Raw genomic sequence first — 17,365 nt, 5'->3', positions numbered from 1 at the left:
ATGCCCGACTCCATGCACAACATTCTCTTTGCATTCAGATATCTCCTCAAACCGCGCGGCGGCAACCTCGCCCGGCTCGTTTCGCTGACGCTGGCGCTGACCGTAAGCATCGTGGTCTTCTCTTATGTGAATTATGTGCTGACCTTCGACCGTTTCTACCCCGACGTCGCGCGTATCTATCAGATCTGGGATTTCGACGACGAGGGCAACATCTCCCCGTCGATGATCGCCCCGCTGGGTCCGGCCCTTCAGGAGGAGATCCCGGCCATCGAAGCAGCAACGCGACTGCGAGGCAATTTCGAACAAGAACTTTGCCGGGACAACCATGCATACGACGCACGAATCGTAGCCGTCGATTCCATGTTCTTCCGCGTGCTCGACTTCGGACTCATAAAGGGCGACATGGCCTCGTTCACGGGACGCGACAAGCTGATGCTCTCGGAGTCGTTTGCCCGCACGATCTTCGGCGAGAGCGACCCGATCGGGCAGATCGGGCAGATCGTCCTGTACGAGAACGCCACGCCCCACACGGTTGTGGGAATCTTCCGCGATCCGCCCCGCAACACCCACCTCGGGAGCTTCAACACCCTGATCCCCTTCGACGCCCTCGCCGGCAGTTTCTACATGGGCTGGGACGGCGGCGACTCGTTCCCTACTTATCTCAAACTCCGTCCGGGCCAGACGCCCGCCGACGTCGAGGCGCTGCTTCCGGCCCTCTTCGAACGGCACGGACTGACGAAGCGCATCGAGCAGTTCGGTTCGCACTACCTGCTGCTGCCCGTCACGCGCTCGGCGCAGACCGGCTCCACGCTCGTGCAGACCACACGTATCCTCCTGGCGCTGGCGCTGCTGATCCTCTTCGTGGGGGTGATGAACTACGTGCTGCTCTCCATCTCGTCGCTCGCCAGCCGCGCGAAGACCTTCGCCATGCTGCGCTGCAACGGCGCCCGCCGCGGGGACGTGCTCGCCATTTTCCTGCATGAGACACTGATCCTCATTGCCGCCTCCCTGCTGATCGCCGTTTTCGTGATCTGGGCATTGCAGCAGCAGATCACAACGCTGACCGACACGCCGCTCGGGGCGCTCTTCGCCCCCGCGCACATCTGGGTGCCGCTGACCGTCGTGCTTTTCGCGTTCCTTGTCGCAGGGTTTCTCCCCGCACAACTCTTTGCCGCGATACCACTCACAATCGCCTTTCGGGGCATGAGTTCCGACCGCCGCTGGTGGAAACGCCTGCTGCTTGGAGTCGAGTTGTTCTGCGTAACCGTTGCCTTCGTCCTGCTTACGGGATTTTCCATGCAGCTCCACCGCCTGCGTTACGGCGATTTCGGATTCGACGCCTCACGGGTCGTCTCCATGAGTCCGGTCGGTACGCGCGCCCAGTGGCGCAACATGGAGGAGGCCTTCACGGCGATGCCCGAAGTCGAGGCTGCCGGCGCGACGGCCCAGCTCCCCGTATGGGGTTACAGCGGACAGCCCTGCTACGACGAAACAACCCGCGAGATGCTCTTCGGCTGCCGCATCAACTTCATCGACGAGAACTACCTCGCGACGATGGGCATGCGCCTGATCGCCGGCGACAACTTCACCCTGCAAAGTGCTCCGCGCGACGTGCTGGTGAACGAAACCTACTGCCGGCTGCGGGGATGGAGTCCGGAGGGGGCCCTCGGACGACGGATCTGCAACTCCTCGGGTCAGGCGCCCGAAGATTACCACACGATCCGGGGTGTCGTGCACGACTTCCGCACGGAGGTGGCTTCGGGTCTCGTCGAACCCATCGTATTGCACAACCTGAACGAATGGATGCCCCGGGAAGATCGGGCGTACGGACATACGAACCTCTGCCTGCGGCTCCACGAGATAACCCCCGAGGTGCTGAAAGCCGTCTCGGAAAAACTGCACGCGTTCGAGACCGCGGACAACTACCGCATCCGCGTTCTCGACACGCTCATCGACGAGACGCTGCGCACGGAGCGCCGGGTACACGACCTGACGTTGTTGGCCGGGAGTATCGTGCTGCTGATCACCCTCGTGGGGCTCACGGGATATCTCGGCGACGAGATGCGCCGCCGCAGCCGCGAGATCGCCATCCGCAAGGTCAACGGCGCCTCGGCCGCCGACATCTTCGCACTGCTGACCCGCAGCACGGCGGCGCTGACGTTTCCGGCCGTTGCAGCCGGGACGCTGGCGGGCTATTTCGTCCTGGCGCGCCTTCTGGAACTCTTCGTCGAGCGCATCGCCCTGCGCTGGTGGATCTTCGCCGGCGCAGCGGCCGCCGTAATCGGTCTGGTTCTCGTCATCCTGCTGCTCCGGATCCGGCGCATGGCCACAGAGAATCCGATAAACCGCATCAAAACAGAATAATTTACGATGAAAATCGCCTTCCATAATTTCCTCACGACGCTGCGGCGCTACAAGGTCTCGTCGTTGCTCAACGTCATCGGGCTGACGCTCGCCTTCACGGCCTTCTACGTCATTCTGGTGCAGGTGCGCTGGGAGATGACCTTCAACCGCGCCATCCCCGACGCCGGACAGATCTGCCTTGTGGCGCCCCGCTCGCCGTTCGACGAGACGGGCTATTCGATCTGTTCGACACGGCCCGACGGCGAACAGCTCATCGCCCGCTCGCCCGAGATCGAGGCCGGCGGCTGCATCCGCCCCTGGCGCCATGACCAGCCCGTCTGGGTGAAGCGCCAGGGCGAGTTCCGCCGTTTCCGGATGTCTGTCAATTCCGTCTCAACGGGGTTCCCTGCGACGGTGGGAATGCGGGTCGTCGAGGGCGATTTGCAGGCCCTGACGCAGCCCCACGGCGTAGCTCTCGCGCGTTCGCAGGCCGAGCGGCTCGGCCTGCATGCCGGCGACCTGCTCTGGTTCGGAGACCGGGAGGGCAAACGGACCGACGACCCACACGAGGTGGTGGTCCTCTATGAGGATTTCCCGGCGAACAGCTCCTTCGCGCACATCGTCGCCGTGACCGACGTCGGCGACCGGGACATGGACTCCGGCTACTGGAACGACTGTTACTTCGTCCGCCTGCGCGCGGGGGCCGACCCCGATGCGGTGGCCCGCCGCTGGGAGGAGATCCACACGGAGAACAACCGCGCCTACATGGAGCGCATGGCTCCGATCTGGGGCGAGGAGATCAGCGAAGAGGAACGGAACGACCGACGCGACTGTCTGCTGGTGCCGCTCGACAGGCTCTATTTCGACCGTCGGGTCTTCGACGGCATGGGCACCTTCCCCAGCGGGTCGTCCACGCTGACCTGCTCGCTGTTGAGCGTCGCGGTGCTCGTCATCCTGATTGCCCTGATCAACTTTGTCAACTTCTTCTTCGCGCTGGTACCCGTGCGGCTGCGGTCGGTCAACATTCTCAAGGTCTTCGGAGCTCCGACGCGCTCGCTGCGTTTCAGTTTTCTGTTCGAAGCCCTCGGATTCATGCTCCTGGCACAGTTCTGTGCCTGGTATGTGGCCATTGCGCTGAAAGGCACCGAATTCGCCTCGTATGTCAGCAGTTCGCTCGCACTGGGCGACAACCTTCCCGTGCTGGCCATTTCGCTCGGCGTCTCGTTCGCGGCGGCATTCGTCGCCGGAAGCCTCCCGGCCTGGTACATCACCTCGTTCAATCCGGCGATGGCCGCCAAGGGGTCGTTCGTCGGCTCGACGGCCGGCCGCCGCTTCCGCACGGCGCTGCTCGGCGTGCAGTTCTTCATCGCCATCGGACTGATCGTCTTCTCGCTCTGCACGCTTTTGCAACAGCGTTACGTGCGCCGCTTCGAACTGGGCTTCGAACACGGTCGGGTGCTTACCTTCGAGACGAATTCGCAGCGGCTCTCCCGTGCCGACCGCTTCGGGGAGTTCGCTTCGGCCCTCAAACAGGACCCCCGGATCGTCGGCGTCACCGCGGGCCAGGGGCCGTTCGTCGTCGGGAACTACTCCCTCTGGGGCCGGGAGGTTGCCGGCGAGGAGGTGATGATTCACGTGCGCCCGGTGCGCAGCAACTTCCTCGAAGTACTGGGCATCCCGGTTCTTGCCGGTGAGGGCTTCAAGCCCGAGTACGACCGCGATACGACGTGGCACTACATCGTCAACGACCTGCTTGCCCGCAAGGGGGCCGGTCTCGGCTTCCGGCTCGACGACGGCGTGGTGGTCGGCATCTGTCCCGACATCCATTTCCGACCGCTGCAATACCCCGTCGTGCCGTTCGCCTTCGTGACCGTCTCCGGCGACATGGGCACCTTCTACGTGCGTCTGACGGCCGGTGCCGATCCCGACGCCGCCTGCGACCATATCCGGCAGACGGCCCGGCGCTTCGACCCCGACTGCGAAGCGCCCGACATCCGCTTCATGGACGAGGATATCGAGATGCAGTATGCCCGCGAGCGGCGCATCACGACCATCGTGGGGCTCTTCACGGTGCTGGCCGTCGTCATCGCCCTGATGGGCGTCTTCGGCATCGTTCTGTTCGAGACGCAGCACCGCCGCCGCGAGGTGGCCATCCGCAAGGTCATGGGCGCCACGACCGGCGAGGTGCTCCGCCTCTTCAACCGGCGCTATGTCACGTTGGTTACGGTCTGCTTCCTCCTTGCCGCACCGGCCGGCTACTGGGCCGTGGACCGCTGGCTCGGGACGTTTGCCTACCGGATGCCGATCCGCTGGTGGGTATTCGCCGCAGCCTTCGTCGCCGTGCTGCTCGTCACAGCGGCGACCGTAACCTTCTGCTCGTGGCGCACGGCCAACGAGAACCCCGCCGACTCCGTAAAATCCGAATAATTGAAACAACCCCGCATATGAAAATCGCACTGCGAAACTTCCTCACCACGCTGCGGCGCTACAAGGCCTCGTCGCTGCTCAACATCGTCGGGCTGACGCTCGCCTTCACGGCCTGTTACATCATCCTGGTGCAGGTGCGCTGGGAGATGACCTACAACCGCACGCTCCGCGACTCGGAACGCATCTATCTGGTCGAGTCCACCGACTGGTACACGCCCGGCGCCTGGCAGTCGTGGCTCTGCCGGCCCATGGTCGAGCGGTTCATCACCTCGACCTCGGCCGTTGAATCCGGTGGCTGCACCTGGGGCGGCTTCGGCCCTATGACCGTGCTGCGCGAGAATGCCTCGAAGATGGGTTACGACCGCTTCAATAATATCTATACGGGTTCCATTTCGCTGCCGCTGCTCGACGTCTTCGACTTCAAGTCCGTGGCAGGGGATGTCCATGACCTCAAACGCGCGCAGAGCGTCATCATCTCACGCTCAACGGCCGAACAGCTCGGTGTCGGTGTCGGCGACATGATTTGGTGCAACATCGACCAGCCCACGGCCGAGAACGCCCGCGAGGTGGTGGCCGTCTTCGAGGATTTCCCCGCAAATTCGCTCATGGCCAAGTGCCAGATGGCCATGGATCTGGGAGACCGGTGCATCGACGACCCCTCGGAGTGGAGCTACAACTACTACGTCCGGTTCCAGCCCGGAACCGACCTCCGGACGGTCATCAAGGAGTGGAAGCGGCTCTTCGTGGAGATGTATCCCGGTGAGGCCAACGAAGAAGGCCAGCTCGAAACGGAACCCTTCCGGCTGTCGTGCATCCGCGATCTCTACTTCGAGGAGGACAGCCGCGTGCCGTGCGCCCAAGGGTCGCTCGTAACGACCTACACGCTGCTGGGCATCGCGCTGCTGGTCATTGCGCTGGCCTTCATCAACTTCGTCAACTTCTTCTTCGCGCTGGTGCCCGTCCGCATCCGCACGGTCAATACCTTCAAGGTCTTCGGCGCCCCGAACGCCTCGCTGCGTTTCGGGTTCGTCTTCGAGGCCGTGGGGCTGGTCGTCATCGCCCTGCTGCTGGCCTGGTACCTGGCCTTCGCCATCCAGAGCACCGAGCTGGCCAGCTACATCTCCGCACCGCTGAACCTGGCGCAGAACCTCCCGGTCATCGGCGTCCTGCTTGCCGTGGCAGTCGTCATGGCCCTCGTGGCGAGCCACTATCCGGCGTGGTACATCACCTCGTTCCCGCCGGCCATGGTGGTCAAGGGCTCCTTCTCCGGTACGGCCGGCGGCCGGCGGCTGCGCACGCTGCTGCTGGGCTTCCAGTTCACCATCTCGCTGGGGCTGATCGTCGCCACGGGATTCATCCTCCTGCAACACAACTTCATGCTGCGGCAGGAGATGGGCTTCGACCGCCGCAACCTGATGGCCGTGCAGCTCTCCGAAAAGGCTGCGCTGGGCTACGACGCCCTGCGCGACCGCCTGCTCACCGACCCGCGCGTGGTCGACGTTACGGGAGCCGAAGGCCGTCTGGTAGGTGTCAACCGCATGTCGTGGGGCCGCAACTACAAGGGGCAGCGGGTCAGCATGCAGGCCTACATCGTCCGCTGGAACTTCCCGAAGATGATGGGTATTGCCATTACCGACGGGCGCGACTTCCTCGAAACGGACGAACACAAGGAGACCGGCATGCTGATTTGCAACGAGGCCGCCCGCCGCGAATACGGATTCGAACTGGGCGACGAGATCGGCGGATTCTGCGGCACCGATCCGCTGGTGGGCGTCTGCGCGGATTTCCACTTCCGGCCGATGCAATACGATATCATACCCTTCGTCTTCTATGTCATTCCCGAAGAGATGTCGCAAAATGCAGGCGGCCGCGCCTCGCAGCTGCTCTACCTGCGCTACCGTCCCGAGGCCGACGTGGAGGGTGTGGCCGACTATCTGCGGCGGTGCATCGCCGAGACGGACCCGCATCTGACGCCGGGCGAGATCCTGATCCGCACCTTCGAGGAGGAGCTCGGCGAGCAGTACGCCAAGGAGCGGCGGCTGGCCACGGTCGTGGGGCTCTTCACGCTGCTCTCGGTGGTCATCGCCCTGATGGGGGTCTTCGGCATCGTCCTCTTCGAGACGCAGCACCGCCGCCGCGAGGTGGCCGTGCGCAAGGTCATGGGCGCCACAACGGCGGAAATCCTCCGGCTCTTCAACCGCCACTACATCCGGCTGGTCGTCGTCAGCTTCGTAATCGCCGCACCGTTGAGCCTCTGGATCGTCCGCCGCTGGATCGCGTCGTTCGCCTACCGCACACCGATCCACTGGTGGGTCTTCGCCGCGGCCTTCGTCGCCGTACTGCTCGTGACGATCGGGACCGTGACCTTCTGCTCGTGGCGCACGGCCGGCGAAAACCCCGCCGACTCCGTAAAATCCGAATAATCGAAACAGCAAACTTTTAAAAATCATCTTTTATGTCCATGTTGAAAGTAGAGAACCTCCGCAAGGTTTTCCGTACCGAAGAGATCGAGACCATCGCGCTGAACGGCGTGTCGTTCGACGTAAACGAAGGCGAGTTCGTCGCCATCATGGGCCCCTCGGGCTGCGGCAAATCGACGCTGCTCAACATCCTGGGGCTGCTCGACAACCCCACCTCGGGAAGCTACCGGCTGCTCGACCGTGAGGTGGCCACGCTGCGCGAAAAGGAGCGCACGCGCTTCCGCAAGGGCAACATCGGCTTCGTCTTCCAGTCGTTCAACCTCATCGACGAACTGAACGTCTTCGAGAATGTCGAACTGCCGCTGATCTACCTGGGGGTGAAGGCCTCGGAGCGCAAGCACCGCGTAAACGAAATCCTCGCCCGTATGAACATCTCGCACCGCGCCGAGCACTTCCCGCAGCAGCTCTCCGGAGGTCAGCAGCAGCGCGTGGCCATCGCCCGCGCCGTGGTGGCCAACCCGAAGCTGATCCTCGCCGACGAGCCCACCGGAAACCTCGACTCGAAGAACGGCCGCGAGGTGATGGAGCTCCTCTCGGAGCTGAACCGCGAAGGGACGACCGTTATCATGGTAACCCACTCGCAGTACGACTCGACCTTCGCCCACCGCGTGCTGCACCTGTTCGACGGCGAGCTGGTCAAGGACCTCACCAACCGCATGTAAGCGTCAACAGAAAGCAAGCTACAATAATCTTATAAATCGAATCCCTCGGGATTCAGACACCGATTCAGGCGTAATGAAATAAAACTCGTACAACACGTCGTTTGCTAAAAGGGCAACACCTGACCGGTGTTGCCCTTATTATTAAACAGACATAAAAGGATTTTCACAGGAAAATCCGCTATTCATGCCTCTGGTTATCCTTCTTGTAGATCTGATAACTGTTCACGAAGTTCTGCCAGACGATGTAGGCCGTGGGGGCAATCGAGGCGATGGGATTCAGGAACGACTGCGCCATCCAGACGGCCAGCACGGTGTTCTTCTGCCCGAGGGACTGTCCTCCGGCGGGAGGATCGCCGTAGCGGCGGCCCAGCACGCGCCCGACCTTGAACTGCACCAGACAGATCACCAGCGCCGCAAAGGCCAGCCACAATTCTGTGGAGACCGAAGCGTTGTGGAGGTCGATGATGAAGCAGGTCGTGCGGCCGATGATCACCAACAGCGACATCAGCCACATGTAGAACGAAATCTGGCCGTGGTCGCCGATCCATTTCGCCAGCTTCGGGAAGACGAAGCGGCAGAACTGCGCCGCGGCGAAGGGCCCGACGAGCAGCGGGGCGATCCGTGCGAGGATCTGCGCGAAGGTGCACTCGCCCGTCCCGGTGAAGGTGAGGATCACGGGAGCGACCAGCGCAATGGCCATGTTGCACACCAGACTGTATGTGGCCATCGTGGCGACGTTGGCACCCAGCATGCCGCCGATGACCACCGCAGCCATCGCCACGGGCGCCAGCACACAGACCATGGCACCCTGCGCCACGACGTCGTTCAGCGGCCGCAGCAACAGGTAGACCGCGATGCAGACCACGATCTGAAACGCCAGCAGCCAGACGTGCAGCATCGAGGGCTTCATCTGTTTGGGGCTGACGCGGCAGAAGGTGACGAAGAGCATCAGGAAGATCAGCGTCGGCGTGATCATCTGATGGCTGGCGGTTTCGAGGGCCGCAATCGGTCGGCACAGCAACGCCCCCGCCACCATGGCCGACGGCATGGCGATGGTCCTTACGTTGCGGTGCAACTCTTCGAGCAGATGCATTTTATGCGAGGAGTTCCTTGACCTTGGCCGAAATCTCCTTGCCGTCGGCACGCCCGGCCAGGCGTTTCGAGGCCACACCCATCACCTTGCCCATCTCCTTCATCGACGTGGCGCCGACCTCGGCGATGATGGACTTCACCTCGGCGGTCAGCTCCTCCGGGGTGAGCTGCTTGGGCAGGAACTCCTGATAGACGGCCACCTGGGCCAGCTCCTCGGCGGCCAGGTCGGGGCGGTTCTGTTCGGTGAAGATCGCCGCAGAGTCGGTGCCCTGCTTGGCGAGTTTCGAGATGATCTTCAACACGTCGGCATCGGGCAGTTCGGCCACTTCGGGACCGGCGGTCTTGGCTTCGATGATGTACTTCTTGGCATTGCGGAGCGCACTCAAACGCACCGTATCCTTGGCCTTCATGGCCTCCATGATTCCCTTCGAAATCTGTTGCTCCAATGACATAACTCTATAATTTTAACGTAAAACGACAAATCATTTCAACCGACCCTTCAACAGGAACGTCAGTACGTCGCGCATCAGCCGGTCGCGCTGCAACCCGTCGCGGATCGTCTCGAACGGAAAGCCCGCCACGAAGGTCCGCCCGGCAGCCCCGCACGCTACGGCGGCCGTACCTCCGTCATCGTCGTAGCGCATCACGGAGAAGGCTTCGTCTCCGGCCGGAAGCAGGGCATCCCGCCGCTCGACGACGTAGCAGTCCGGGCGATAGGCCGTGTTGAAGCGGTACTCGCCGCGCGAGAAGTCCGGATGGGCCGTCACGACACGGATCCGGCCCGTACCCGACTCGCCGCAGGTGTCCAGCCGGCAGCGCAGCACCTCCTCGGCAAAGGCCCGTCCGGAGGGATCCGCCGCGGCGTTTTTCAGAAGGTCCGACAGCACGTAGGCCCCCGAGGCGAACAACGCCCCGCCATCGGAGAGATAACGGCGCAGACGGTTCCGCAACGCCACCGGGAAGGTCTCGAAGGAGGGCTCGACGACCCCGCGGCCGAGCGGCGTGGTGCGCTGCTTGCCCAGAATCAGGTCGACCGCATCATAGCCGTCCAGCGCGACACGCCCCTCCTCCACGGCCCGGGCCGACGCCGAACAGAACGAATAGCCCGCCGCGGCGACCGAACGGCCGTGCAGCGCCGCATAGTCGAACGTATTGCCGCCGATCACATCGGTCTCGTAGCTGCGGTCGCAGGCCCCGAGGGCGATGCTGTCGATGTTGCAGCGCGCCTGTGCCACGTCGAAGACCCGCTGGGGGCCGATGAACGAAATATCCATGCGGTCGGGCACCCCGCCGTCGAGGTCCATGCGGAAGCCCGCCAGCGAGTCGCACCGCACGCTCTCGGGACCGCTCACGCGGTCGAATCCGTTGACCACCAGCACACGGCCCCGCTCGTCGGCCACGCGGCACACCGCGAGCGTCTCGCCCGGAAAACTCTCCCCGCCGTCGTTCACGGCCGTCACGCGGTAGCTGTACATGTGTCCGGGCTCCTGTTCGACGGTCAGTTCGGGCCGGTCGGTCCGGCGGCCGTTGTCGAATCCCCCGTCATCGCGCCGCGTATAGACCACATAGGCCGTCGGAACGGCCGAGGGTTCCAGCGGGTCGGCCGTCGGCTGCCACGAGAGCCGCACCCGGTTGTCCGGGGTGAACTCCGCGGCGAACGACGACACCGGAAGCGGTTGAACCGTTACTTCCGATAATCCGTATTGCGAGCTGATATAGCGCAGGATACCCTTATAGACCGCCCGGCTCACCAGGAACCGGAAGCGCGGATCCTGACCCAGGCGCATGTCGGCGAAATTCTGGTGCGAAAGCAGTTCGAGCAGCATGGTCGGAACCCCCGGAATGCGTGCTTCGTAGTAGGCGCGGTTCCAGATCCCGCGCCGCTGCCACTCCGGCTCGCAGGTGCGGCGGATATCCTCCACGACCTGCGTCTGCACGAGGTCCGTCAGGTCGCGCGAGCGGTAGCGGTCGGCTCCGCCCGCAAATTTGCCGCCGTGCTCCCGCGTGTAGCAGATGCCCAGCGTCCCCACGATCCCGTCGCCGTCGCGCACCCCGGCGTCCGAGTGAAACGCGAGGGCCATGTCGAGCGGGATGTGCAGGCCCGTGGAGTCCGGCAGGCGTTCCGAACCGCCCAGCAGGGCGTTGACCCAATGGGCCCGCGACATGTAGTCGTCCTTGTAGTCGTCCTTATGGTGTTTCGGCGAATAGACCTCCTCGGGAAATCCCGCCCATTGCAGCCAGTAGCGCGCCCCCTCGCAGAAGCGCGGGTAGCCGCTCGTCTCGGCCACATATTCGCGGCCGGGCTGCCGCAGCGAGTCGACCGGCGTGCGGGCCACATTGCCGAAGCCCCCGCCCACCTTCACGGCATCGGCCGAGACCAGTCGCCCGCTCCGCCGCGAGCGGTTCGTCAGCGTCACGATCCGCTGTCGGCCCGGTGCGAAGGCGAAGTGTCCCAGATAGATCCACGTCCCGCCGCCCATCGTCTGGTTGACCGCGAATTCGGTCTCGCCGCCCAGATGGTGCACCGTGTAGCGGGCATCGTCGACGCTCTCCGGCGTCGATTCATAGCTCACATAGACGGCATATTCGCCCCGTTCGGGGATCGTGGCCCGCCATTCGGCCTCGCCCGAGGGGCGGTGCGTCACGCTCCGGATCCGGCGCGTCGTACCCTCCCGGAAGGGGTTTTCACCCGTCAGGTAGACCTGTCGGCGGTGGGAAAAGCCCGCACCGCCCGGTCCCCACGCCCCCTGTTCCGTGTACTCCCGCTCGGCGTCGTTGTCGGCCAGCACCTCGTGGCGCTGCACGTCGCGTTCGCGCGGCAGCAGCACGCACGCCCCGGCGTTTTCGAGCATCGGAACCAGATACGGCAGGACGTAGCTCTGCGTATAGAGGTCCTCGCACGTCTGCCACAGCGCCGAGCGCTGCCATCGCCAGCGGTTCTCCGGCTGGTCGAAATAGCGTCCGTGGCTCTGCCATAGGGCGATATGGCGTCCCGCAAGCCCCGCGGCCGGGGTCGGAACGGCCGTCGAAAGGCACGTCACCAGCGGGCGGTCCGACACGCCGGAGCGGTTGGTGAAGAGGACGAGTTTCCGCTTCTCGACCAGCCGCCGCACCTGCGACGCATCGCGGCACGCCAGCGGAATCAACTCCGAAACCTCGCGGTTGTCGGTATAGAGCTCGACCTGCGCCTTGCGGAACTCCGCCGGAAGCAGCGCCCGCACCGAATCGCGCATCGCCCGCGTATTCGCCTCGCGGAAAGGATAGTACGAAAGTCCGATCGAGGCGTAGATCCGCACCGTGCGGCGCGAAGCCTTCACACCCTGCACCCGGACGGTAATGGGTTCCGGCTTCTGGTAACCGCCCGACACCTCGCGCGAGACGATCCGCGAAAGCGTCCGGGCAATTTCGGTCCGCGTCGCAGGACCGATCTCCGCCGCCGAGGCTCCGCTTAAAGCAAAAATGAATATAAGAAGGTATAACAGTCTATTTTTCATCGCTTTGAGACAACAATAACATGCCGGCTATCGTGAAGGCGGCATTGTAGATCAGAAGTTCGAAACCGATTTGGTAGTCCCACGCCGTCAGGGCCCAATGCTGCAACAGCGCACTCAAAACCGGGGCCGCCACGGCCACCACGGGTATCCAGCGGTCGCGGACCCGCCGGCGTGTCGCCAGACCGAAGGCGAACATCCCGAGGATCGGACCGTAGGTATAGCTCGCCACCTTGTAGACCAGATTGATGACGCTGTCGTCGGCCCAGTATTCGAAGGCCAGAATCACGGCCGCCATCCCCAGCGCCATCCCCACGTGCACGCCCTTGCGCAGGCGCGTCAGCTGCGCTTCGTCCCGGCGTTTCGTCCCTTCGAGGATGTCCACCGTGAAGGAGGTCGTCAGCGCCGTGAGCGCCGATCCCGCCGCCGAATAGGTGCTCGATATAAGCCCCACAACGAACAGAATGCCAACCGCAAGCGGCAGCCCGCCGTCAACCGCCACCAGCGAAAAAACCTGGTCGCTCTTCGCCGGAAGCGAAAGCCCCGTGCGGTCGGCATAGAGGTAGAGCAGCACCCCCAGCACCAGAAAGAGGAAGATCACGAAGATCTGGCTCACGGCCGTCAGCACGATGTTCTTCTGCGAGTCGCGCGGCGTGGCGCAGCTCAAATTCCGCTGCATCATGTCCTGGTCGAGCCCCGTCATGGCCACCAGCAGCACGATCCCCGCCGCGAACATCTTCCAGAAGTAACGGTCCGACGAGGGGTCGTCGAAGAAGAAAACACGCGACATCGGAGAAGCCGCCACCTCACGCGCCGTCTCCCCCGCCGAAAGGCCCAGCGCCTGCATGATGAAGAGGATCGACAACACGAGGCTCCCGACCAGGCACAGCGTTTTGAGCGTATCGGTCCAGATCAGCGACTTCACCCCGCCCCGGCACGTATAGAGCCACACGAAGGCCATCGTGATCACGGCGTTGGCCCAGAACGGAATGCCGTAGTGCGCGAAAACCAGCAGTTGCAGCACCGCGCACACCACGTAGACCCGCAGCGCCGCGCCCAGCATCTTCGAAATGAAGAAAAACCACGCCCCGGTGCGGTGCGAGGAGACGCCGAAACGGTCGTCGAGGTATTCGTAGAGCGAGACAACCCGCAGGCGGTAGAACGTCGGGATCAGGACGTAGGCCACGATGAGCTGTCCCACCGTAAAGCCCGCGACCATCTGCATGTAGGAGAAGGAGTCGGCGGCAACCGACCCCGGGACCGAGATGAACGTCACGCCCGACATCGCCGCGCCGATCATCGCAAAGGCCGCCATGTACCACGGCGTACGGCGGTTCCCGGTGAAGAAGCCCGCATTGTCGGCCCGGCGGCCCGACAACCACGCAACGACGAACAGGACGGCAATATAGCCCAGCACGGTGAGAATGACGGCAACGGGTGTCATGGCGGATGCTTCGGATTTCGTGGCGGCGGGAGGTTTCGTGCGGCTCCGCAGGGAGACGCGGCACGGCATCTCCCGCACGCGGCATACGTCGGCAAAGATACGAAAATCCCCGGAATTGTGTGCACCCCGGAGGTCATTCCCCGCAGAGGAGATCGTCCCGATGATGCAAAACCCGACGGAAAAAGGCACGTATCTTGTCCCGAAGTGTCGTATTCCCGGGATTTTTCCCTATCTTTACCGAAAACAGGAGCGAGGCGACAGAGACCCCAATCGCAGGCCGTCAGGCGTCAGCAGCTCCTGTTCACGAAAAAAACGGAACCATCCCATAACCAAAACTCGGAAAAATATGGCTTTCTTCAAGGAATTCAAGGAATTCGCCATGAAAGGCAATGTCATGGACATGGCCGTCGGCGTAATCATCGGAGGTGCGTTCGGAAAGATCGTCTCCTCGCTCGTGAACGACATCCTCATGCCCCCGATCGGTGCGCTGATCGGGAACACCGACTTCTCGCAGCTCCGCCTCGATATCTCGAAGGTCCGCGACGTAACGTCCGGTGCCATGCACTCCGTCGAAGGGCTCGTCGGAGGATCCGACGCGGCGGCCCACGCTGCACCCGTAGAGCCCATCTACTGGAACTACGGCGCATTCATCCAGCAATGCGTGGATTTCATCATCCTCGCCTTCTGCGTCTTCCTCATGGTCAAGCTCATGAACCGCCTCATGCGGAAAAAGGCCCAGACTCCGCCCGCTCCGCCTGCACCCTCGAAGGAGGAGTTGCTCCTCACCGAGATCCGCGACCTGCTGAAAGAGCAGCGGAAATAGGCCGCACAAAGGTCGGACCGCAAGAACAGGAGCGGCCCCGGCAGTCGGTGCCGGGGCCGCTCTCACGGCAGAGCGGAAGGAAGCGGCAGAGCGGGAAGACGCGGATGGACGGGGAGTAGCGGATGGACGGAAGGAAGCAGATGGACGGGGAGTAGCGGATGGACGGGCGCCGACAAAGAAAACAACGGAGAAAATGTCGGAGCGGGCAGCCGGAACTTCACCCGCGGGACAGAAGAACGGGTATCCGAAAGGGGCGCCGACGCCCGGAGCGGCGCCGACAGAGAATCAACCCTGCGGAGCGTTCTCCCCGGAATCCGGACCGGATTTGTCCCCGGAATTCCGCTTCGTGGCATACTCCTGCAAAATGTAGGTCGTGAAGATCGGGAAAAACATCATCCCCAGCGAAGGCAGCAGCACGCAGACCACCTTGCCGACAGCCGTCACAGGAAAGATCGCGGCACCGACCGTCGTGACGTTCATCCACGCCCACCACAGGGCATTCCCGAAACCGTGGAGCTTCGGATTCACGAAGACTTCGTAGTCGTAGAACACCAGCGCCGAAAGATAGGTGAAGACCACCACGGTAAAGAGATAGGCCGTGAACAGCCACCGCATCCGGCGCCCCCGGGCCATCCATTGCACGATGACGAACATCGCAAGAAAGGCCCGCAACATCGGAACAAGCCCGACGAGAATCCCCCAGTCATGAGTCATGCGGACCCCGGACCAGGCGAGCAAATTCAGATAGGGCACCGAAATCAGCAGATAGAACAGATGCCGGACGAAAAAACGACCCCGCCGCTCCGAAAGCCACAACCGCACGAAAAAATCGCACAGGAATACTACACAGACCAGAAACTGAATCGTCAGGTAGCTCGGCGTAAGAAGCGCATGGTCGCCGGCAAGGATCTCCCACGACAGAGCCACGAGCAGCGTCGCTCCGGCGGCAAGTTTCAGGACGCCCAGCGTATCGACGAGTTTCGGGCGCACGGTTGCAGACAGGATCATCGGATTTTGTTTTCACGCACCGGGCTCAAAATCAATGCCAACAGCTGTCACCGGAAGTTTTTTGCGTGTTTTTTCGTCCGAAGATTTTGCAGGTTCGGATTTTTCTATTACCTTTGCACTCGCTTTCAGCAATGGCGGGATAGCTCAGCTGGTTAGAGCGCATGATTCATAATCATGAGGTCGAGAGTTCAAGTCTCTCTCCCGCTACCAATTAAAAGCCAAGCACTTACAGCAATGTGAGTGCTTTTCTTTTCTCCATATCTTGCTTTTCTTCTCCAAATTTACCACCTTTATAACGCATTGTGGCGGCATTGTGTCGCATTGTCATTACTGCCCCACTTGCAAAAAACTTGCACAAAAATGGCCTCCATCTCCTTAAAACTCGACCGCCGGCGGGCTAACGTTCGCGGACTATACCCGATCCAGTTCCTCCTCTCCTCGAAAGGGAAGGTTACAACCATCGGCACCGGCATCAATATCCTGCCCGAACACTGGAACGGAGAGGTCAACAAGGCCGTCGTCCCGAAGTGCCCGAATGCCCGCGCGATCAATGAAAACATCGAGACGCTCTTCTTCCGATATACGAACACACTCCGGGAACTGGACAACAGCGGAAAGTTGGCCGGGAAAAGCGTCTCCGAAATCAAAGCGCTGTTGACCGCAGTCAAAACGACGTCGAACAAGGAGAGCCTCTCCGACTATTTCCACCGATACGCCGACTCGAGGCGCACCGAGAACAGCCGACTGGCCTGCCTATATACCCTCAAAACGATCGAGGCGTTCGACAAGTCGGACCCATCGTTCGAAGCGATCACCGTCATCTGGTTGAAGGCATTCGATGCCTATCTCGAAAAGCAGGGTACCAGCATCAACACCAGGGCCCTGCATTTTCGGAATCTCCGGGCGGTCTTCAACAGCGCCATCAATGAGGATCTGATCGGGCTCGAACACTACCCTTTCCGGAAATTCAAGATCGCCTCCTCCCGCAAAGACAAGGAGGCGCTCACGGAGGAGCAGTTCCAGCGGCTGCTCGCCTACGAGACACCCTACCCTTTCCGCCGGACGGCCCGGGATCTCTTCCTGCTGTCGTTCTACATGTGCGGCATGAACCTGGTGGACCTGTTCCACCTCGACCGGCTGCGCGACGGCCGGGCCCACTTCGTGCGAACGAAGACATCGGGCAAGAACATCAACCCGGTGTCGATCCTCGTCCAGCCGGAGGCGGCCGAGATCATCGCCCGGTACGCCGGCACGGATCATGTTCTCCGCTTCGCCGAGGAGCCTGCGACCTACCAGACCTTCAACAACCGGATCCAGAAAGCGATTCGCGCAATAGCCCAAGAGTTGAACATCGAGGGGCTGACCTTCTACTGGGCGCGCTACACCTGGGCGACGCTGGCCGACAAAATCGGGATCTCGGAGAAGGAGATCAGCAAGGGGCTGGGGCACGTCGACACCTCGATCGCCGGGAAGTTCTACATCTCCTACGACTGGACGAAGGTCGACCGGGCAAACCGGGCGGTGATCGACTACCTGAACTCTTTTCAATCAAAAGAATAGATTTTTTTCCATTATATTTTGCGGATAATAGAAAT

Annotated in this window: 11 protein-coding genes and 1 tRNA gene; 7 read left to right on the top strand and 5 right to left on the bottom strand. The window is 62.3% G+C overall.

Annotated features, from left to right (window positions below; translation table 11 throughout):
* The 4 genes from B5G16_RS04735 to B5G16_RS04720 are packed head-to-tail and all read left to right on the top strand — an operon-like array spanning position 1 to position 7,912.
* The gene (locus B5G16_RS04735; RefSeq protein WP_162612015.1) at positions 1–2,364 is read left to right on the top strand and encodes an ABC transporter permease; all 2,364 of its coding nucleotides are present in this window, start codon (positions 1–3) and stop codon (positions 2,362–2,364) included.
* 6 nt (positions 2,365–2,370) lie between these two features.
* Complete coding sequence (locus B5G16_RS04730; RefSeq protein ID WP_087261714.1) at positions 2,371–4,770, top strand: ABC transporter permease; 2,400 nt, start codon at positions 2,371–2,373, stop codon at positions 4,768–4,770.
* 17 nt (positions 4,771–4,787) lie between these two features.
* Positions 4,788–7,193 (top strand): ABC transporter permease, encoded by a 2,406-nt coding sequence (locus B5G16_RS04725; RefSeq protein WP_087261712.1) that lies wholly within the window; start codon positions 4,788–4,790, stop codon positions 7,191–7,193.
* 38 nt (positions 7,194–7,231) lie between these two features.
* A complete protein-coding gene (locus B5G16_RS04720; RefSeq protein WP_087261710.1) occupies positions 7,232–7,912 on the top strand; it encodes an ABC transporter ATP-binding protein in 681 nt (226 codons plus the stop codon).
* Between the two features lie 178 nt (positions 7,913–8,090).
* On the opposite strand, the gene B5G16_RS04715 is transcribed toward B5G16_RS04720, so the two are convergent.
* The 4 genes from B5G16_RS04715 to B5G16_RS04700 are packed head-to-tail and all read right to left on the bottom strand — an operon-like array spanning position 8,091 to position 13,939.
* Complete coding sequence (locus tag B5G16_RS04715; RefSeq protein ID WP_087261708.1) at positions 8,091–9,005, bottom strand: transporter; 915 nt, start codon at positions 9,003–9,005, stop codon at positions 8,091–8,093.
* A 1-nt stretch (position 9,006) separates the two neighbouring features.
* Entirely contained in the window at positions 9,007–9,456 is a 450-nt protein-coding gene (locus tag B5G16_RS04710) for a GatB/YqeY domain-containing protein (RefSeq protein WP_087261706.1), read from the bottom strand.
* Between the two features lie 30 nt (positions 9,457–9,486).
* Complete coding sequence (locus tag B5G16_RS04705) at positions 9,487–12,498, bottom strand: golvesin C-terminal-like domain-containing protein (protein WP_087261704.1); 3,012 nt, start codon at positions 12,496–12,498, stop codon at positions 9,487–9,489.
* On the bottom strand, positions 12,488–13,939 hold the full coding sequence (locus B5G16_RS04700) for a sodium:solute symporter (protein WP_087261702.1): 1,452 nt from the start codon (positions 13,937–13,939) through the stop codon (positions 12,488–12,490). Before B5G16_RS04700 ends, B5G16_RS04705 begins: the two co-directional genes overlap by 11 nt.
* Before the next feature lie 346 nt (positions 13,940–14,285).
* Between B5G16_RS04700 and mscL the strand changes: the two genes are divergently transcribed.
* The gene (gene mscL, locus B5G16_RS04695; protein ID WP_087261700.1) at positions 14,286–14,762 is read left to right on the top strand and encodes a large-conductance mechanosensitive channel protein MscL; all 477 of its coding nucleotides are present in this window, start codon (positions 14,286–14,288) and stop codon (positions 14,760–14,762) included.
* Positions 14,763–15,047: 285 nt separating this feature from the next.
* Here the strand turns inward: mscL and B5G16_RS04690 are convergent, their stop codons facing one another.
* Positions 15,048–15,770, bottom strand: coding sequence for a potassium channel family protein (locus B5G16_RS04690; RefSeq protein ID WP_087261698.1), 723 nt, complete (start codon positions 15,768–15,770; stop codon positions 15,048–15,050).
* Between the two features lie 133 nt (positions 15,771–15,903).
* Here B5G16_RS04690 and B5G16_RS04685 point away from each other — a divergent pair.
* Together B5G16_RS04685 and B5G16_RS04680 are read left to right on the top strand one after the other, a co-directional pair.
* Positions 15,904–15,980: transfer RNA gene (locus B5G16_RS04685), tRNA-Met, on the top strand.
* Between the two features lie 150 nt (positions 15,981–16,130).
* Positions 16,131–17,330, top strand: a complete 1,200-nt coding sequence (locus B5G16_RS04680; RefSeq protein WP_087261696.1) for a site-specific integrase — start codon at positions 16,131–16,133, stop codon at positions 17,328–17,330.
* Positions 17,331–17,365: the final 35 nt, after the last annotated feature.

Source organism: Alistipes sp. An66 (genome assembly GCF_002161445.1).
In the GTDB taxonomy this organism is placed as follows: domain Bacteria; phylum Bacteroidota; class Bacteroidia; order Bacteroidales; family Rikenellaceae; genus Alistipes; species Alistipes cottocaccae.
Note: the sequence above shows the minus strand (reverse complement) of the source record. Positions and strands in the feature narration are given on the sequence as shown.